We start from the raw sequence: 15,206 nt of genomic DNA on the forward strand, positions 1-15,206 counted from the left end.
GCGCCTGCGTAGCGAGCGACGTTTCATCGCTCGCTATCTCGCCACGCCATCGACGTCGTGACATTGTCACCAACGGTCGGATGCCGCCGGACCGACGCGACAAGCAACGTCAAACAGGCAGCCAGCAAGGCGACGTCTTTGAGCAGGAACTGCTCGACGAGCGTCGATACGATCGGAAAGCCAGTCGCACTGGTCAGCGTAATGCCTGGCGTGCTGAAGACGAATGACGTCGTCAGCACAAACGTCAGCGCCGCCATTGCGGCCCCTACCGCCGACGCGATGGGAATCACCGATCCCGCAGTCAGTATCGCCGCGGTGAGCAGTTCGCTCGTCTCGATGATTCTCGCTTCGCCGATCACGCCGAACACATTCAACCAGCTGATGAACGGGCTGTGCGAAATCAGCGGCGCAATTGAGTCAGCGGCGTAGGGCGTAAATTTCTGAATGCCGAACCATATGAAAATCGCCACCATCGACCATCGAAGGAAGGCTAGATGATGATTGTTCGTGCCACGTTCGGCCACCCGGAATCGCATGGACATAGTTCGCTCCTCTGTTGTCGCGACGGGATCAGACGGGCGTCGCGTTTTCATCTCGATGGGCGTATCGGGGCGAGCGTTCACGCCCGCCCCGGCTTGCGCGCTATTTCACCGGCGGAAAATCGACGGTGGTGTCGTTGATACGGTTGAACGTGTTGGTGAAAATCGTCATGGCGATCGCCAGCGAGATTTCCGCAAGTTGCGTGTCGCTGTAACCTGCGGCGCGAATGGCTGTGAGTTCACGCTCATCGATCGTGCCGCTCGTCGTCTGCAGGGTCAGCACGAAACGGATGAGCGCATCGCGCCGGGCATCGCCCGTCGCCTGACCCAAGCGAATATTTTTGAGTGCTTCGGGCGACAGGCCGGTCATCTTGCCCAGCATCACGTGCGCGGCAACGCAGTAGTCGCAGCCCGTTTGCTCGCTCACGAGCAGCTTGATCGTTTCTAGATCCTGCTTGCTCAGGCTGCTCGATGCCAGCGCGCCTTCGGCGTCCAGCGCCGCATTCAATGTCGCGGGCGCGAGATGGCCGAGGGCCGCGAACAGATTCGGTACGCTGCCGCCGGCGATTTTGCGAACCCGTCCGTAGACTTCGGCGGTGGCGCCCGTTGCGTTCTGGACAGCGGGGATGGCGATTCGACTCATGGTGGACCTCATTCGGTGGTGGTTAGGAGCCTCCACTTTAGGTGCTGAAGATGAGCTTGTTGAGTCCGTCAATTGTCAATATCATGCTCGAAAGTATCATGTGGAGTCGCGATGTCATTTTCGCAAGATTGGCTGAGCCGTTTGCTCGGCATGATGACCGTGCACGGTCAACTCGAATTGCGCTGCTCGTATGGCGCGCCCTGGGAAGTGATCTATGCCGATTCGGACCCGGGCGAGATGCCGTATCACATCATCCTCAGCGGGTCGGCCATTCTGGAGACGCCGGGTTCCGGCAAGCCGCAGCACCTTTGCGCAGGCGATATCGTGATGCTGGCGCACGGCTCTGCTCACACGCTCCACGACGGTAGCGGCGCGCGGCCAAAGCGGGCGCATGAGCGCGCCGCCCTGAACCTGACCATCAGCGAAAACAAAGGCACCGGGCCGCGTCTCGACATGCTTTGCGGGCGGATTATCCTGGCGCCGCCACACGACCGGTTAATCCACGCGTATCTGCCTGCACGGCTTGTCACGCACACGTCGCCGGAGAAGAGCGGCGGGAGGGACGCCACTGATGGCTCGGCCCACGAGCAACTGAATGGTCTTGTGGCGCTAATGCGAACAGAGGCCAGTGCAGACAATCTGGGCGGCTACGCAATGATGAATGCGCTATCGGCGGCGCTGTTCGCTCTGACGATGCGCGTGGCCAGCGAATCCGACGAAGCACCTGTCGGGCTGCTTGCGCTCGCCGGCAATCCGCGTCTGTCTCCGGCGCTCACGGCGATCTTCAGCGACCCGGCGCGCGCCTGGACGCTGCATGAGTTGGCCAGCCTCTGCAGCATGTCGCGCGCAACATTGATTCGTCACTTTCAGGACAAGCTGGGCCGTTCGCCGAATGACCTTCTGACTGATATCCGGATGGCGCTGGCGGCCAACGAACTGAAAAGACCGGGCATTTCGACCGAGGTCGTGGCTGAGACAGTGGGCTATCAATCCGTCGCCGCATTCCGGCGTGCCTTCAGCCAACGTTTGGGCATGACGCCAGCGGACTGGCGTCGATCGCAACAGGAGAAACAGCATGCGGAACTCGCAACCTGAAGGCTCGAGAGTTCCGCACGACGGTTGCCGTGCAAGCTGCCGCGCAACCGGACTGCGCGTTCAGGCGGCTATCTGCATCGCGAGTTCTTCGGGCTTGATGCTGGCGATCGGTTGAAGGATTGAACTGTCGAATGTACGCGGTTCGTGCCTGTTTGCGAGCAGTTTCGGCAGATCGGGATTCGCCAGCGCGCCGCGTCCGACTGTCACCAGATCCGCACCTGCGGCCAGTGCGTTGTCGATGCGCTCAGCCGTGTGCAAGCCGCCGTTCGCGATGATCGTGACGTCGGGCGCATAGCGGCGTGCCAGCGTGACGAGACTATCTTGCGTGCCTTCGAAGGCTGGCTGCCACGCTTCGAACTCCGCGACGTGAAGGAAGTCGACGCCTGCATCAGCAAGTGCGCCGAAGATTACTTCGGCATCCGCCTCGCCACCCGACCACTTCGAACCGAAATCGTTGACCTTGCCTTGTGAGATCCGGATCCCCACGGGCAAGCATCTCCAATGTCATGCCTGACTGCATTCACAACATCCACGAGCAGTTGCACGCGAGCCTTCGTGTCGCCACCCCAACGGTCCGTCCGATGATTGGTCCCCGCCGTCAGGAACTGGTCGAGGAGATATCCGTTCGCGCCGTGGATTTCCACGCCTTTGAATCCGGCGATATTCACGGCGCGTCGCGCCGCATCGACGAAGCCCTGAATAGCTTCCTGGATCTCAACGCCCGTCATTTCCTTCGGCTCAGCATAGCGTCCTTCGCCGAAGTAGAACTTCATCTGTTCGCCCTTGGGGCGGACGGCCGACGGTCCGACGGTGTCGCTCCGATAAACATTGCCTTGACTCAACGCCCCGGCATGCATGAGTTGCGCGAAAACGGGAGTTCCGTGCTCCTGCATCTCGCGATTGAACGTCGACCATGCCTCGGCCTGCACGTCGTCGGCCAGGCCTGGCTGAAACCGGTATCCTTGCGAGAACGCCTTGTCGGTGTAAATGCCCTCCGTCGTTACCAGCCCGAAGCCACCCTTCGCGAAGCGCGTGTAGGAGTCGAACATGGTCTGGGTCGGATGGCCGTATTCCGTGGCCGTAATACGCGTCCTTTTTGCAGATAGCCGTCAAATTCATCGCCTGCGACTTTCCGCCGAACTTCGGATTCGTCCAGCGCCGTATGCGCAACGATGAAGGTCTGGGCTGTGTGAGGAGCATGTCGCAGCGCGCGGGCGGCCTCGTACCCGTCGTACTCCGGCATCGAAATATCCATGAGCACGATATGCGGCAACCAGGTGGCCCCGACGGTGACGGCATCCCGTGCACCGTACACGGCATGACACTCGATGTCGTGAAGCGACAGGTAGGCGGCCAGCGCGTCGGCCCCGTCCCGGTTATCGTCAACGCCCAGCACGCGCAGCCTGACGCCTCGAAGGGCAACGCGCCGCTCGGTCCACGGAGCGGGTGTTGAATAAAAGCGTAGAGGCGGCATGGCGTTGCTGGTCGAACGGTCCTTTCCCCACGAACGCATAACGGGTGCCCGGCAAGGGGCGGACGCTCGACTACGCCTGTGCCGATTGTACCGCTCACTTACAGCGCGGCAGCCGCACCACAAATACCGTCCCTGTCTGATCGGATCGTACTTCGATCGCGCCATCATGCGCTCTGGCGATCTCGCTCGCTATGTAAAGACCCAGCCCGAGTCCCCCCTTGCCGTGGCTATCATCCCCGTGACGCAAACCACGCTCTAGCGGCTCGAACATACGCTCCAGCGTCACGTCATCAATGGCGGCCCCCCTGTTGCTGACTTCAACAAGGACTTCCGCGTCGGTTTCCGTGACCGCCACGCCGATTGGCGTATCGGCTGCGCCATGCGCGATGGCGTTTGACACGAGGTTGCCGAGCAGCTGCTGCAGGCGCGGGCCATCCCAGATGCCCTTCAGATCGCCCCTGGCTTCCAGTGTAATCTCGCGTCCGGGATGTGCCGCGCGCAACTGGTCAACCAGGTCGGCGAAGACCTCGGCCAGATCGACCGCGCTGGGGTCGATATTGATACCCAGTCCCAACCTGGTCCGACCGAAGTCGCACAGATCATCCAGAAGGTTCTGCATACGCGCGCCGCTTCTTATAAGTCTGGCGGAGGCCTCCGAAACACGCTCCCCGGCATTCAAGGCCGCAAGCGATGACGCCGTCATCTGGATGGTCTGCAGCGGGCTGCGCATGTCATGCCCCAGCATTCCCAGCAACAGGTTGCGGGCCTGTTCGACCTGCTCATTGAAATAGCCGATCGATTCCGCCAGCGCCTGGTCGATGGCTTCGTTAAACCGGATCATGTCATCCAGATCGGGGGCGTCTGGTGAACACCTGTCGATCCACAGGCGCAGCACACTTGCACGCAGCGCGCGGTATTCGGCCGCCAGCTGGTTGATGTTGAAGCCGCGGCGCGCGCGAAGAATGGCATGCGTCTGTGCGGCCGTCTCCGGGGCATCGAGTGCCCGGTGGGCGCGCCCGTGCGATTTTTCGCGTTGTTCATCTTTGGTTTGTGGCGTCGAGATGTCTCTGGCTACCGCCTGCAAAATCTGATGCGCGTGGTCGCGTAACGCGAGTGGATCCATAGGGGCTGCTGCAGGCAGCAAAGTGGCTGCGAACGCTTCCCACTGCGCCAGGATCGGCTCCATGTCCTGCACGATGAACTCGGCTAGTCGCATATCCACTCTCTTCAAACGAAAGGGCAGGCTTCAATAGTACAGGGAACTGATGACGGTCAACGCGCCACGACGATCAGCGTCCGTTCAAAAAGACCGCGAGCGTCGAGGTTCTATTCATGGCAGGTGCGAAGAATAGATCGGACCACCTTGCGCGGCGCGCTTACAATCATCACGTGATCCATCCGAAGGAGACATATATGTACTTTGTTCACCACGGTGTCGCGATCCAGCCATCCGTATCGAGAGCCGGTAACACATTCGTCGCCCGGGTTTCGATCCTCGAAGAGGATGGCGAGATGACCTCTTTGGGCGAACTTGGCCAGTTCGCCGACCGCGAGTCGGCGCTGGCGTTCGCCGTGCGTTGCGGCACCGCATTCGCCGAGAATGAGCCGCTGCCCGAATTGCCCCAATCTCCCGGTGCGATATCTCGCCCGTTGGCGAGCGCTCACGGCCGGGTCGCGACACCGGGCGGACGAAACGACGCGAAAAAGTCCCGCCTGGTCGTATTGTGACGCACCGACGGTCACTACCAGGCGGGGTTGCGAGGGAAAAATCCAGGATAACGGGTTCGGACGCTCATCCGACCGACGGACGCCCCGGCCATTCCATCACACTGCGGCTGCTGCGGACGGCTCCTGTAAGAGGCGGTGACAGCCCACCGACGTAACACTTCCGCCAGGTCTTCCAGCGACGGTGGTTTGACGAGGTAACGGTCAAAGGCGCACTCATTCTTGGTGTGCTCGTCCGGCCTCGCGCAGCATGTGAGCGCGACCAGGCCGGTCGCGCCGTACGCGGCCTGTTGCCGCAGCCGTCGTGCGAGCTCGGTACCGTCCATGCCCGGCATGTGAAGATCGATAAGCGCAACGTCCGGTGCAAATGACTCGATGATGCAAAAGGCTTCCTCGCCGCTGCGCGCGCACTTCAGAAGCCATTAGAATCCGTGGCGCCATGCATTTCAGTGCAGCGCTCGAGTGGCTGCTATGGTTTTGGCTGCGGTCCTTTGGCGCTGGATTTTCTCCCTGACTGGAAGTCGACCAACATCGCTGTTTCAGGCTTGCCTAAAACCCGTACAACTCAGCCGGATTATCGATGAGTATCTTGCGGCGAATCTCGTCGCTTTTCACTAGCCGCATCGCCCAGTCGAGCATGCGGTCGTCATCGGGCACGGGCTTCACGTTGGGGTGCGGCCAATTCGATGCCCACACGCCGCGTTCAGGAAAACGTCTCGATAGCGTGCGCACGAGCCACGACACGTCATCGAAATCAGGCGCGCCGTGGTGCGAACTTTCATAGGGCGCGGACAGCTTGATCCAGCAACGCGGCCCGTCGAGCAGGCGGCACAATGACGCGAACCCTTCGCTTTCCGGCGTGACCGGCGCGAGAAACTTGCCGAGATGATCGATGACGAGCTTCGATGGCAAGCTCAGGAGCATCGCTTCATGATACGGCAGGGTGTGCCCGTCGAGCTGGAGGTTGATGTTCCAGCCCATCGGTGCGATGCGCGCCGACATATCCGTGAGCACATCCCACGGCAGCACGCCGCCCGGAAGCATCATGAATCGCACGCCACGTATGCCCGCATCGTGCAGGCGCTGCAGTTCGCCTTCGCTGACATCGGGCGGCACGACCGCGATGCCACGCGCACCGTCGCCGAGTTGCGCAATGGCCGCGAGCGTGCAACGGTTGTCGAAGCCGTACCCTGTCGGCTGCACGACGATCGCGCGCGAGAAGCCGAGCGCACGCTGCACTTCCCGATATGCCGATGCAGGCGCCGGCGGGGGCGTGAACGTCGCGCTCGCCGCCAGCGGATAGCCTTCTCCGTACACGTGGATGTGGCAATCGCACGCGCCTTCGAAGTCGATCAAAGGGTTCATCGCGAGACCGTCGGCATGGCAAAGCCCGAGAGGCGGAATGCGTGCGCCGCATTCACGGCGCCGACGGGCATCCGGCCCTGAAACAGCGCTTCGGTTTGCGCGATTGTTTCCATCGATTGATGCTCGATGGCGCCCGGCGTCAGCCCGCCGATGTGCGGCGTCGCGATCACGCGCGAATGGGCCGCCAACGAAGGAGAGGGCATCTGATCTGCCGTGCGGCCCACATCGAGCGCGCATCCTGCCAGATGACCACGCTCCAGCGCAGCGAGCAGAGCGGCGTCGTCGACGAGTTCGCCGCGCGCCGCGTTGATGAAGTACGCGCCAGGCTTCATGGCTGCGAAGGCGCGCGCGTCCATCAGGTTCGCGGTCTGCGGCGTGGCGGGCGCGAGGCATACGACGAAGTCGGACTCGGCGAGCAGATCATCCAGGCCGACCTGATGCACGCGCGCATCGTCGATCGTGGCGTAAGGATCGGACACGATGACGCGCATGCCGAATGCCAAAGCGAGATTGCACAGATAGCGCGATATCTGCCCATAACCGATTACGCCGAACGTGCTGCCGCGCAACTCGCGGCCCATCTTCGGAGCGGGTGCTTCGCGGCGGTGATACGCCTTCGCATACGCGGTCGTTCCGCGCGCGAGATCGAGCATCGCGCCGATCACCCACTCCGACACGGACGGCACGAAGCCCGCGCTCGCCTGCGTGATGAGCACGCCCAGTTCGCTCGCGGCATCGACATCGATCGTGCGGATATCCACCGCGCAACGCACGAAGGCGGCCAGCTTCGGCAGCGCTTCGAACAACGCGCGCGGCCCGGGCGTCTGCCGGTAAGCGATGATGACATCCGCATCGCGCGCGGCGTGGGCGAGTTCGGCGGGCGTCAGCTCGCGATCTTCGGTGTTGTACGTGACGTCGGCGAACTTCGCGAGCGCCGCCGCCGCCCGTGCGCCGAAGTAATGATCCAGCATGTGCCGGGGATGACTGACGAATACCTTGTTCATGTCCTTATGCTGCCTTTCCGGATTGCTTCGCTTTCGCCGCAGTTTTGCCCGGGCGCGCGACCGACTCGCGCTCCACGAGCGTGATATCCGTGAAGAGCGCCTGCTCCGATGCGGGCAGGGGTTCGGCGTGCGGGCGCATCGCGCGCTCGACCATCGCGGCGGCCATCGCCGGTACGGGAAGTTGCACGGTCGTAAGCGCGGGATTGGAGATTGCCGCGAGGAAATGCCCGTCCATGCCGACGATCGACACGTCCTCTGGCACGCGCAAGCCACACTCGCGCAGGCCTGCCATGAGGCCGAGGGCCATCAGGTCGTTGACAGCGACGATGCCGGTCGGGCGCGCGTCGTCTGCCGCGAGCAGACGCGCGAGCGCGCGGCCGTTCTCCACGATCATCGAATCGCCGTATTCGTTCACCGGGCCGCTGTCGAGCACACGCGCGTCCTCCGACAGCCCCGCATCCTGCGCTGCCGAGAGAAAGCCGTTGATCTTGTCGCGGCGACTCATCGTCACGCCGGTCAACGTGGCGAAGGCGAGTTGCGTGTGGCCGTGCGCGATCAGATGGCGCGTCGCGATGCGCGCTGCTTCGAAGTTGTCCGGCGTGACGTGTTCAACGCGTGTGGTCTCACCTTCGGTCGCGCGGCGGTCGTAGCTGACGACGACCATGCCGTGTTCGACAGCGGTTTCCAGATGGCGCTCGTTCGCAAGCGACGAGATCACGATCACTCGCCGCACGCCCTGCGACAGCAGATCCTCGAAGAACGACGCTTCCTTCGCCGGATCGCGATACGTATTGCCGATCATCACGCGATAGCCGTAGCGCTCCTGCGCGTACGTTTCGACCTCCCGCGCGATATAGCCGTACATCGGATTGGCGATGGACGGCACCAGCAGCCCGATGAGCGGCGTCTGTCCCGTCTTGAGCTGACGCGCGAGCGTGCTCGGCCGATATTGCAGCGCGCTCATCGCTGCCTGCACGCGCACGAGCGTTTCCTGGCGCATCTGACCGGTGCGGCCGTTGAGCACGTTGGATACCGTGCTCACGGAAACACCGGCCTCGCGGGCGACATCCTGAATGGTGCTCATAAGGTTTTACATCTGCCGGCTACAGGCCGAGCCGGGTCGGCAACCACAACGAAAAAGACGGCACCAGAATCAGCACCACCAGTGCGATGCACAGCACCAGCAGGTATTTGAGCATAGGTCGCGCTACTGCCTTCATTTCCGTGCCGGTGATGGCGCAGGTCGCGAACAGGCCCAGCCCGACCGGCGGCGCGAACAAACCCATGCCCATCGCGACGACGATCACCGTGCCGAAATGCAGCGGGTTGATGCCGACTTGCGTGGCGATCGGAGTGAGGAGGGGCCCAAAGATGATGAGCGCGGGCGCGCCTTCCAGCACCGCGCCGAACACGATCATGATCAGCACGGACAGCAGCAGGAACATCGTCGGTCCGTATTGATGCGCGAAGGCGATCATCGAATCGGAAACGAGCGCGGGAATCTGCTCGACGGTCAGCGCGAACGATACGCTGGAGGCCGCCGCGACGATGAACAGAATGCTGCTCGCCATCGATGCCGAACGCACGAACACGCGTGCGACCGATTTCGGCGTGAGTTCGCGAAACGCCAGCCAGCCGACGATAAGCGCATAGACGACGGCGAACGCGGACACTTCCGTCGACGTCGCGATGCCCGACGTCACGCCCTTGCCGATCATGGTGATCATGACGAGCGCGACCAGCGCGCCGCCGAGCAGCGGCACCCATGCGCGCGGATTGGTGAGCGCATCGGCGAGATTTATGCGGCGCCCGAAAACCACCGCGACGATCGCCAGCGCCGCGGCAAGGACGGCGGCGGGCACGACGCCCGCGAGGAACAGCCCCGCGATCGAAATGTTCGCGACGAAGCCCATGATGATCATGTTCACGCACGGAGGAATGGTTTCCGCCATCACCGCGCTGCAGGCGAGCAACGCTGCGGCTTCGTTCGGATCTTCCTTGCTCTGGCGCACAGCCGGCATCACGACACCGCCAACGGCCGCGATATCCGCAAGCTTTGAACCAGACACGCCCGAGAAGAACGCCGTCGCCATGATCGTGATGAGGCCGAGGCCGCCGCGCACGCGCCCGAAAATCCTCAGCAGCAGTTCGATCAGGCGGGACGACATGCCGTTGGTTTCCATCAGCAGTCCGGCGAGCACGAAGAACGGAATCGCGAGCAGCACGAAGTGGTCGGTGCCCGCCATCACTTGCTGCGAGTAGACGAGCATCGGCAGGGACGGTTCCGCGAGGAAGTACAGCAGCGCCGAGAACGCGAGCACGAAGCCGACCGGCACGCCGAGCACGAGTCCGCCGATGAATCCGGCCATCAGCAGGATGCCGGGCTTGATCGCGTGACCGGGCACGAACGCGTTCCACCCGAACACGGTCGCCGCGAGCAGCACGCAGCCGATCAATGTGCCGAGCACTGTCCTGCGGGCGCCGTTGAGCGCGTTGGCGAGCGCGAACACTGCCGTGAACACGCTGCCGATGACGAGCGGATACACTTTGATCCACGCGGGGAGGCCGTTCGGTGTCATCTGGCCGTAGGAATCGACTAGCAGCAGGCACGACGACACGCACAGATTCCCCGCGACGCCCGCGATGACCCAGTGTCCCAGATGAACGAGCGCGGGCTGCCAGCGCCTGGGCAGCATGCCGCGAAACAGGTCGACGCCGACGTGCTGGCTGCGCGCAAGCACCGTGGCGGCGCCGAAGAACACCAGTACGACCATCAGCGCTCCGGCGACTTCCTCGGCCCAGTCGAATGGATCGTGCAGGAAATAGCGGTAGATCACGGAGAGGAATACCACGAGCACATCGGCCGCGAGCACGGCTGCACACAGGTATTCGATCCAGTGCATGAGGCGCACGAGGCCCCGCGCGAGCACGGTCTCATGGCCGAAGCCGGGGGCGACGAGTTGCGCCTCTGATCCGGGCGTCGCGGAGAAAGTGGTCATGGTGTGGCTGCCTCGTTAGCCGCGCACTGCGGCGATGACGGTGAAGAGCGGCGCGGTCGCGGGATACTGCTTCGAGAAGTTCGCGTACAACTGCGACTGCATCTCGCCGCGCGCGGTGTCGCGGTCGGCTTTCGACATCGGATAAAACGTCATGCCGCGCTTCTTCAACTCCTGCTCGGCGCTGGCAGCCGTCTGGATGGCTGCGACGCGCTGACTCGCGGTCGCGTCTTGCGCCGCTTTCTGAAACGCGGGACGTAGATTTTCTGGAATCTTCGCCAGGGCGCGGCGGCCCATGACGACGACGAGCGGGCTGAAGACGTGCTGAGTTTGCCAGCACGACTTCACGACTTCGTCGTACTTGCTTGCGAGCACGGTCGCGCAGTCGTGCTCGAAGCCATCGACGACACCTGTCTGCGCGGCCATGTACAACTCGCCGATGGGAATGGGCGTCGGTACGGCGCCCATCAGCCTGAAGGTTTCCATGAAGGCGGGCGTGGGCAGCACGCGCAGCTTCACGCCCTTGATATCGGCGAGCGATTGCGTGGGCTTCTTCGTGAACACGTTGCGCGCGCCGAAGGAATAGCCCCACGTGACGACCGAGCAGCCCGCACGCTGTTGCAGCATGGTGTCAAAGGATTTGCCGACGGTGCCGTCCATGGCGCGCCCGACATGGTCGAAGCTGTCGAACACATAGCCCAGATCGAGCATGCCGAGCTCCGGCAGCACGGTCGCCCAGATCGACGAGCCGGTGACCATCATGTCGACCGCACCGACCTTCACCTGCTGCACGACGTCGCTCTCCTTACCGAGCTGGCTGTTTGGGAAATAGTCGATTCGAATCTGGTCGCCGACGCTCGCCTTCAGATTCGCAGCGAGCTTCTGATACCACACGTAATGCGCGGCGTTTTCGTTCGCGGGCATCGATGATGACAGCCGCAACGTGGCCGCCGGCTGGGCGCGCACGATCGCGGGAAAGCCCACGCCCGCCGCGAGGGAGGCCACAGAGGCCGTTTGAAGGAACCGTCGCCGGGAAGTGGAATGCATGGTCTTGTCTCCTGAATGCCGCTCTATGCGCGGGCTAGTGTGTTCAACGCAACACGACAGCAGCGGCGCGACTGTATCGATTTAGTGTATCGATACAGTAAATCGTTGAGTAGCGCGATCAAATGGGCGTTAACCCGCGTTCGTGTCAGCAGCCCGTGACGCCGAGTGTGTCCACGGACCGCATAAAGACACTACGACGCAGCCCATGAGACGGCGGTGGGGGCGTCCGCGCTGCCCCGGCAGCAGTGTCATTTGCGCAGGTAGGAGCCGTGGTGTGCGTAGCCGTGTACGCGGGATGGAAGATTGCTGTCCGACTGATGGGATGGGGGCGGCTCCGGCAATCAAAAATTCGTCAGAAGTGGCCGAACTACTGTCTCCGACAAGTCGGCCTAGATGATCGGATGACTCTGCTGACGGCCTCTCAGTGCTTGCTCGTGCGGCCGGCGGAAGACGGTCGATATATGCATGTCGCATGGTGGGGCGGGTCCGAGATGAGCGGCGTCCTCGTTGTCGGGCTCTGTGCGGCCATGAAGCGACGTTCACATGCGCCATCGGCTGGACGTCCAGGTGTCGGAGCCGCTCCGTAACCGGCCATCCGATTCTCAACTGCAAATGCTCCTTTGGGCGAGGTGCTGCCGCAAAGGAGCGCAGTCGCAACATCCGCCGCCTGCGACGTTGGCCTCGGTCCATCGTGCGACACGTACGCTGGTGCATGGCCGGGTGCCCAGCTCGGCTGGCTCATTGAACGAAGTGGCGACCAGCATACGGGCGACGACGCGGCGGCCGAGCAACGATCGTGGCACACGTGACTCAGCTTGTCGCTGCCGAAATTGAGCCTTATCGAAGTGGACTTGACGCTGACCGGCACGCGCATCGCCGCATGGGTGCAGGCCGATGCCCGGAGCGCCGCGCGACTCGCGGCCAAGGCGGCGCGCTCCGTCGATCGCTAAAGGCGGCCGGCCTCGAACTGAGCGGATTGTCGATCCTCCTGGTGGCCGCCGACGGCGCGCCACGTCGGTGTACGCCGCGACCAGTGATGCCGCTATCGTCTCGGCAATCAACATGATCAACTGACGAGTATTGCCGTCAATGCACCTCTTGCTTTCGTCTCTGCAAGTTGTCGCGCACGCGGCGGGCCACGAAGACCCACAGATGGTCCAGGATTCGTGCGCCTTCGCTGTACTCGCTCGATCACGTTTTAGGTGCAAACGGGCGAAGGAGGACGGAACAACGATGATCCTTCTGGCACTTATGCCCGTCTGACCAACGGACACGCCCGGTCGACCGCCGCCCGACCACAGCCGCCGTTGACTTAAGTCAATCGACCCCGGACGTTGGGTGTTTGAATGGCAGTACAACGCCTCGGAGGCGCAGCAACGAAGCATCGCGGGGCATGAAAGCCGGTGCTAAGGTTGGCGGACTTTGCGCTCTGCACGCGGCATCAGGGACCCGACGCCAGCGTCGCACTTCCTGGTGCGTTTTGGCTTTTCCCGGAGACCAGTCATGCGCGACCAGCCGTTGCCGCACCGCAGCTTCTCCCTCCCCATTCTCGACTGGGTTCGCCACTATGAGAAGTCGTGGGTCAAGCCCGACATCATTGCGGGCGTCACGGCTGCCGCTGTCGTGTTGCCGAAGGCGATGGCTTACGCCACTGTTGCAGGGCTTCCCGTGCAGGTGGGTCTCTACACAGCCTTCGTGCCCATGGTGGTCTATGCGCTGCTCGGCACGTCAAGGCCACTCAGCGTCAGCACGAGTGCAACTCTAGCCATTCTAACGGCAGCCGCACTCGGGCAGGTCGCTCCGGGAGGCGGCGCGGCTCAACTGGCCATTGCAACTGCGACCCTCACGGTACTGGTCGGTGGCATCCTCATTCTGGCCGCGCTGCTCAGATTTGGATTCGTCGCAAATTTCATTTCCGAGCCGGTGCTAACGGGCTTCAAGGGAGGCATTGCAATCGTCATTGTCCTCGACCAGTTGCCCAAGCTGATCGGTCTGCATGTTGTGAAGGGTTCCTTCTTTCATAACGTGTATGCGTTAGTCACCGGGCTTCCACACCTTTCGACGGCGACGATCGCTGTCGGACTTGTGACGATTGCGGTGCTGGTCGCGCTTGAACACCTCTATCCAAAGTCACCGGCCCCGCTCATCGCGGTGGCGCTGGGGATTGCCGGTGTCGGCCTCTTAGGGCTGGAAAAGTATGGAGTCTCGGTCGTCGGCCACATTCCGACGGGGCTGCCGTCGCTCGTGATGCCGGACCTCGCGCTCGTCGAGGCGCTCTGGCCGGCGGCGGCAGGTATCGCGCTGATGAGCTTCACCGAAACGATCGCCTCGGGGCGCGCGTTCGCCCAGAGCGGTGAACCCGTTCCGCAGCCGAACCGTGAACTGCTGGCGACGGGGCTCGGCAACGCAGCGGGCGCGCTGCTGGGCGCCATGCCCGCGGGCGGCGGCACGACCCAGACGGCGGTCAACCGGCTGGTGGGCGCGCATTCGCAGCTGGCGGAATTGGTGACCGCCGCCGTAACCGTCGCCACGATGGTCCTGCTCGCGCCGCTGATCGGCCTCATGCCGCATGCGACGCTCGCCGGGGTTGTGATCGTCTATTCTGTAGGCCTTTTCAAGCCAGCGGACTTCCGGGCGATTCTCTCCGTCAGGCGCACTGAGTTCGTCTGGGCCGTCGTGGCGCTCGCCGGCGTCGTGCTGCTCGGTACGTTACAAGGCATTCTGATTGCAATCCTCGTTTCGCTGGTGGCGCTAGCGCACCAAGTGTCCGATCCTCCGATTTACGTCCTGCGTCGCAAGCGCGGCACGAACGTGTTCCGTCCGGTATCCGCCCAGCACCCCGACGATGAGGAATTCCCAGGGCTCCTGCTTTTGCGGCCCGAGGGGCGGATCTTTTTCGTTAATGCTTCCAACCTTGGTCATAAGATCGCGCCGCTGGTCGAAAGGGCTCGGCCTCAAGTGGTCGCGCTGGATATGCGGGCGGTATTCGATCTCGAATATACCGCCCTGAAGATGTGGACCGAGGCTGAAAAGAAATTCCGCGAGCACGGGATTGCCGTATGGCTCGTTGGCTTGAACCCCGATGTGTTCGCCGTCGTCGAGAAGGCGCCACTCGGAAAGACGCTTGGACACGAGCGGATGTTTCTCAATCTCGAGCAGGCGCTTGCTGCATGGCATGCCTTGCAAGACAAGCAGAACGCATCGCCGGGCCTCGTGCGGTGAGCAGGGTGGCGCCGCGCGATGAGCCAGCGGTGGATTTGACGGCACCCGCTACTTGACGGGCAGGTGCCAGTTGCCGCGAGCGGTTCGACTCGGAGT

At 62.9% G+C, this 15,206-nt stretch carries 16 protein-coding genes and 1 pseudogene; 4 read left to right on the plus strand and 13 right to left on the minus strand.

Annotated features, from left to right (window positions below; translation table 11 throughout):
* Nucleotides 1–23: 23 nt before the first annotated feature.
* Together FRZ40_RS15570 and FRZ40_RS15575 are read right to left on the minus strand one after the other, a co-directional pair.
* Nucleotides 24–542: a DUF417 family protein gene (locus FRZ40_RS15570; RefSeq protein ID WP_240057157.1), complete on the minus strand. Its 519-nt coding sequence runs from the start codon at nt 540–542 to the stop codon at nt 24–26.
* A gap of 100 nt (nt 543–642) precedes the next feature.
* The gene (locus FRZ40_RS15575) at nt 643–1,182 is read right to left on the minus strand and encodes a carboxymuconolactone decarboxylase family protein (RefSeq protein ID WP_147234834.1); all 540 of its coding nucleotides are present in this window, start codon (nt 1,180–1,182) and stop codon (nt 643–645) included.
* A 111-nt stretch (nt 1,183–1,293) separates the two neighbouring features.
* Here FRZ40_RS15575 and FRZ40_RS15580 point away from each other — a divergent pair, with 111 nt between their 5' ends.
* Entirely contained in the window at nt 1,294–2,277 is a 984-nt protein-coding gene (locus FRZ40_RS15580) for an AraC family transcriptional regulator (protein ID WP_147234621.1), read from the plus strand.
* A 60-nt stretch (nt 2,278–2,337) separates the two neighbouring features.
* On the opposite strand, the gene FRZ40_RS45005 is transcribed toward FRZ40_RS15580, so the two are convergent.
* From FRZ40_RS45005 to FRZ40_RS15595, 4 genes are read right to left on the minus strand one after another with little or no spacing between them, the layout of a single operon-like run.
* Nucleotides 2,338–2,763, minus strand: coding sequence for a HisA/HisF-related TIM barrel protein (locus FRZ40_RS45005; protein ID WP_240057158.1), 426 nt, complete (start codon nt 2,761–2,763; stop codon nt 2,338–2,340).
* Nucleotides 2,685–3,326 carry an oxidoreductase gene (locus FRZ40_RS45010; RefSeq protein ID WP_240057159.1) on the minus strand — a complete coding sequence of 214 codons (642 nt, stop codon included), beginning with the start codon at nt 3,324–3,326 and terminating at the stop codon, nt 2,685–2,687. Before FRZ40_RS45010 ends, FRZ40_RS45005 begins: the two co-directional genes overlap by 79 nt.
* The gene (locus FRZ40_RS15590; protein WP_338048140.1) at nt 3,278–3,919 is read right to left on the minus strand and encodes a response regulator; all 642 of its coding nucleotides are present in this window, start codon (nt 3,917–3,919) and stop codon (nt 3,278–3,280) included. Before FRZ40_RS15590 ends, FRZ40_RS45010 begins: the two co-directional genes overlap by 49 nt.
* Nucleotides 3,846–4,967, minus strand: coding sequence for a sensor histidine kinase (locus FRZ40_RS15595; RefSeq protein WP_147234622.1), 1,122 nt, complete (start codon nt 4,965–4,967; stop codon nt 3,846–3,848). Before FRZ40_RS15595 ends, FRZ40_RS15590 begins: the two co-directional genes overlap by 74 nt.
* Nucleotides 4,968–5,164: 197 nt before the next feature.
* Between FRZ40_RS15595 and FRZ40_RS45015 the strand changes: the two genes are divergently transcribed.
* Nucleotides 5,165–5,479 (plus strand): hypothetical protein, encoded by a 315-nt coding sequence (locus FRZ40_RS45015; RefSeq protein WP_240057160.1) that lies wholly within the window; start codon nt 5,165–5,167, stop codon nt 5,477–5,479.
* Between the two features lie 14 nt (nt 5,480–5,493).
* Here FRZ40_RS45015 and FRZ40_RS15605 read toward each other — a convergent pair whose 3' ends face one another.
* From FRZ40_RS15605 to FRZ40_RS15630, 6 genes are all read right to left on the minus strand, one after another.
* On the minus strand, nt 5,494–5,892 hold the full coding sequence (locus FRZ40_RS15605) for a response regulator (protein WP_147234836.1): 399 nt from the start codon (nt 5,890–5,892) through the stop codon (nt 5,494–5,496).
* Between the two features lie 133 nt (nt 5,893–6,025).
* The gene (locus tag FRZ40_RS15610; RefSeq protein WP_147234623.1) at nt 6,026–6,841 is read right to left on the minus strand and encodes an amidohydrolase family protein; all 816 of its coding nucleotides are present in this window, start codon (nt 6,839–6,841) and stop codon (nt 6,026–6,028) included.
* Nucleotides 6,838–7,845 (minus strand): hydroxyacid dehydrogenase, encoded by a 1,008-nt coding sequence (locus tag FRZ40_RS15615; protein WP_147234624.1) that lies wholly within the window; start codon nt 7,843–7,845, stop codon nt 6,838–6,840. The genes FRZ40_RS15610 and FRZ40_RS15615 overlap by 4 nt, the downstream gene beginning before the upstream one ends.
* Before the next feature lie 4 nt (nt 7,846–7,849).
* Nucleotides 7,850–8,929 carry a LacI family DNA-binding transcriptional regulator gene (locus FRZ40_RS15620; protein ID WP_147234625.1) on the minus strand — a complete coding sequence of 360 codons (1,080 nt, stop codon included), beginning with the start codon at nt 8,927–8,929 and terminating at the stop codon, nt 7,850–7,852.
* Between the two features lie 19 nt (nt 8,930–8,948).
* Nucleotides 8,949–10,844, minus strand: coding sequence for a TRAP transporter large permease (locus FRZ40_RS15625; protein WP_147234626.1), 1,896 nt, complete (start codon nt 10,842–10,844; stop codon nt 8,949–8,951).
* A 15-nt stretch (nt 10,845–10,859) separates the two neighbouring features.
* Nucleotides 10,860–11,888, minus strand: a complete 1,029-nt coding sequence (locus tag FRZ40_RS15630) for a TRAP transporter substrate-binding protein (protein WP_147234627.1) — start codon at nt 11,886–11,888, stop codon at nt 10,860–10,862.
* 815 nt (nt 11,889–12,703) lie between these two features.
* Between FRZ40_RS15630 and FRZ40_RS45730 the strand changes: the two genes are divergently transcribed.
* Nucleotides 12,704–12,838: a hypothetical protein gene (locus FRZ40_RS45730; RefSeq protein ID WP_275670999.1), complete on the plus strand. Its 135-nt coding sequence runs from the start codon at nt 12,704–12,706 to the stop codon at nt 12,836–12,838.
* 136 nt (nt 12,839–12,974) lie between these two features.
* On the opposite strand, the pseudogene FRZ40_RS45735 reads toward FRZ40_RS45730, so the two are convergent.
* Nucleotides 12,975–13,061: pseudogene (locus tag FRZ40_RS45735) on the minus strand (DUF3562 domain-containing protein); the annotation flags it as partial.
* A 330-nt stretch (nt 13,062–13,391) separates the two neighbouring features.
* Between FRZ40_RS45735 and FRZ40_RS15640 the strand changes: the two are divergent.
* A complete protein-coding gene (locus FRZ40_RS15640) occupies nt 13,392–15,110 on the plus strand; it encodes a SulP family inorganic anion transporter (RefSeq protein WP_147234628.1) in 1,719 nt (572 codons plus the stop codon).
* The last annotated feature ends 96 nt before the right edge of the window (nt 15,111–15,206 follow it).

The sequence above is a fragment of the Paraburkholderia azotifigens genome, assembly GCF_007995085.1.
GTDB lineage: Bacteria > Pseudomonadota > Gammaproteobacteria > Burkholderiales > Burkholderiaceae > Paraburkholderia > Paraburkholderia azotifigens.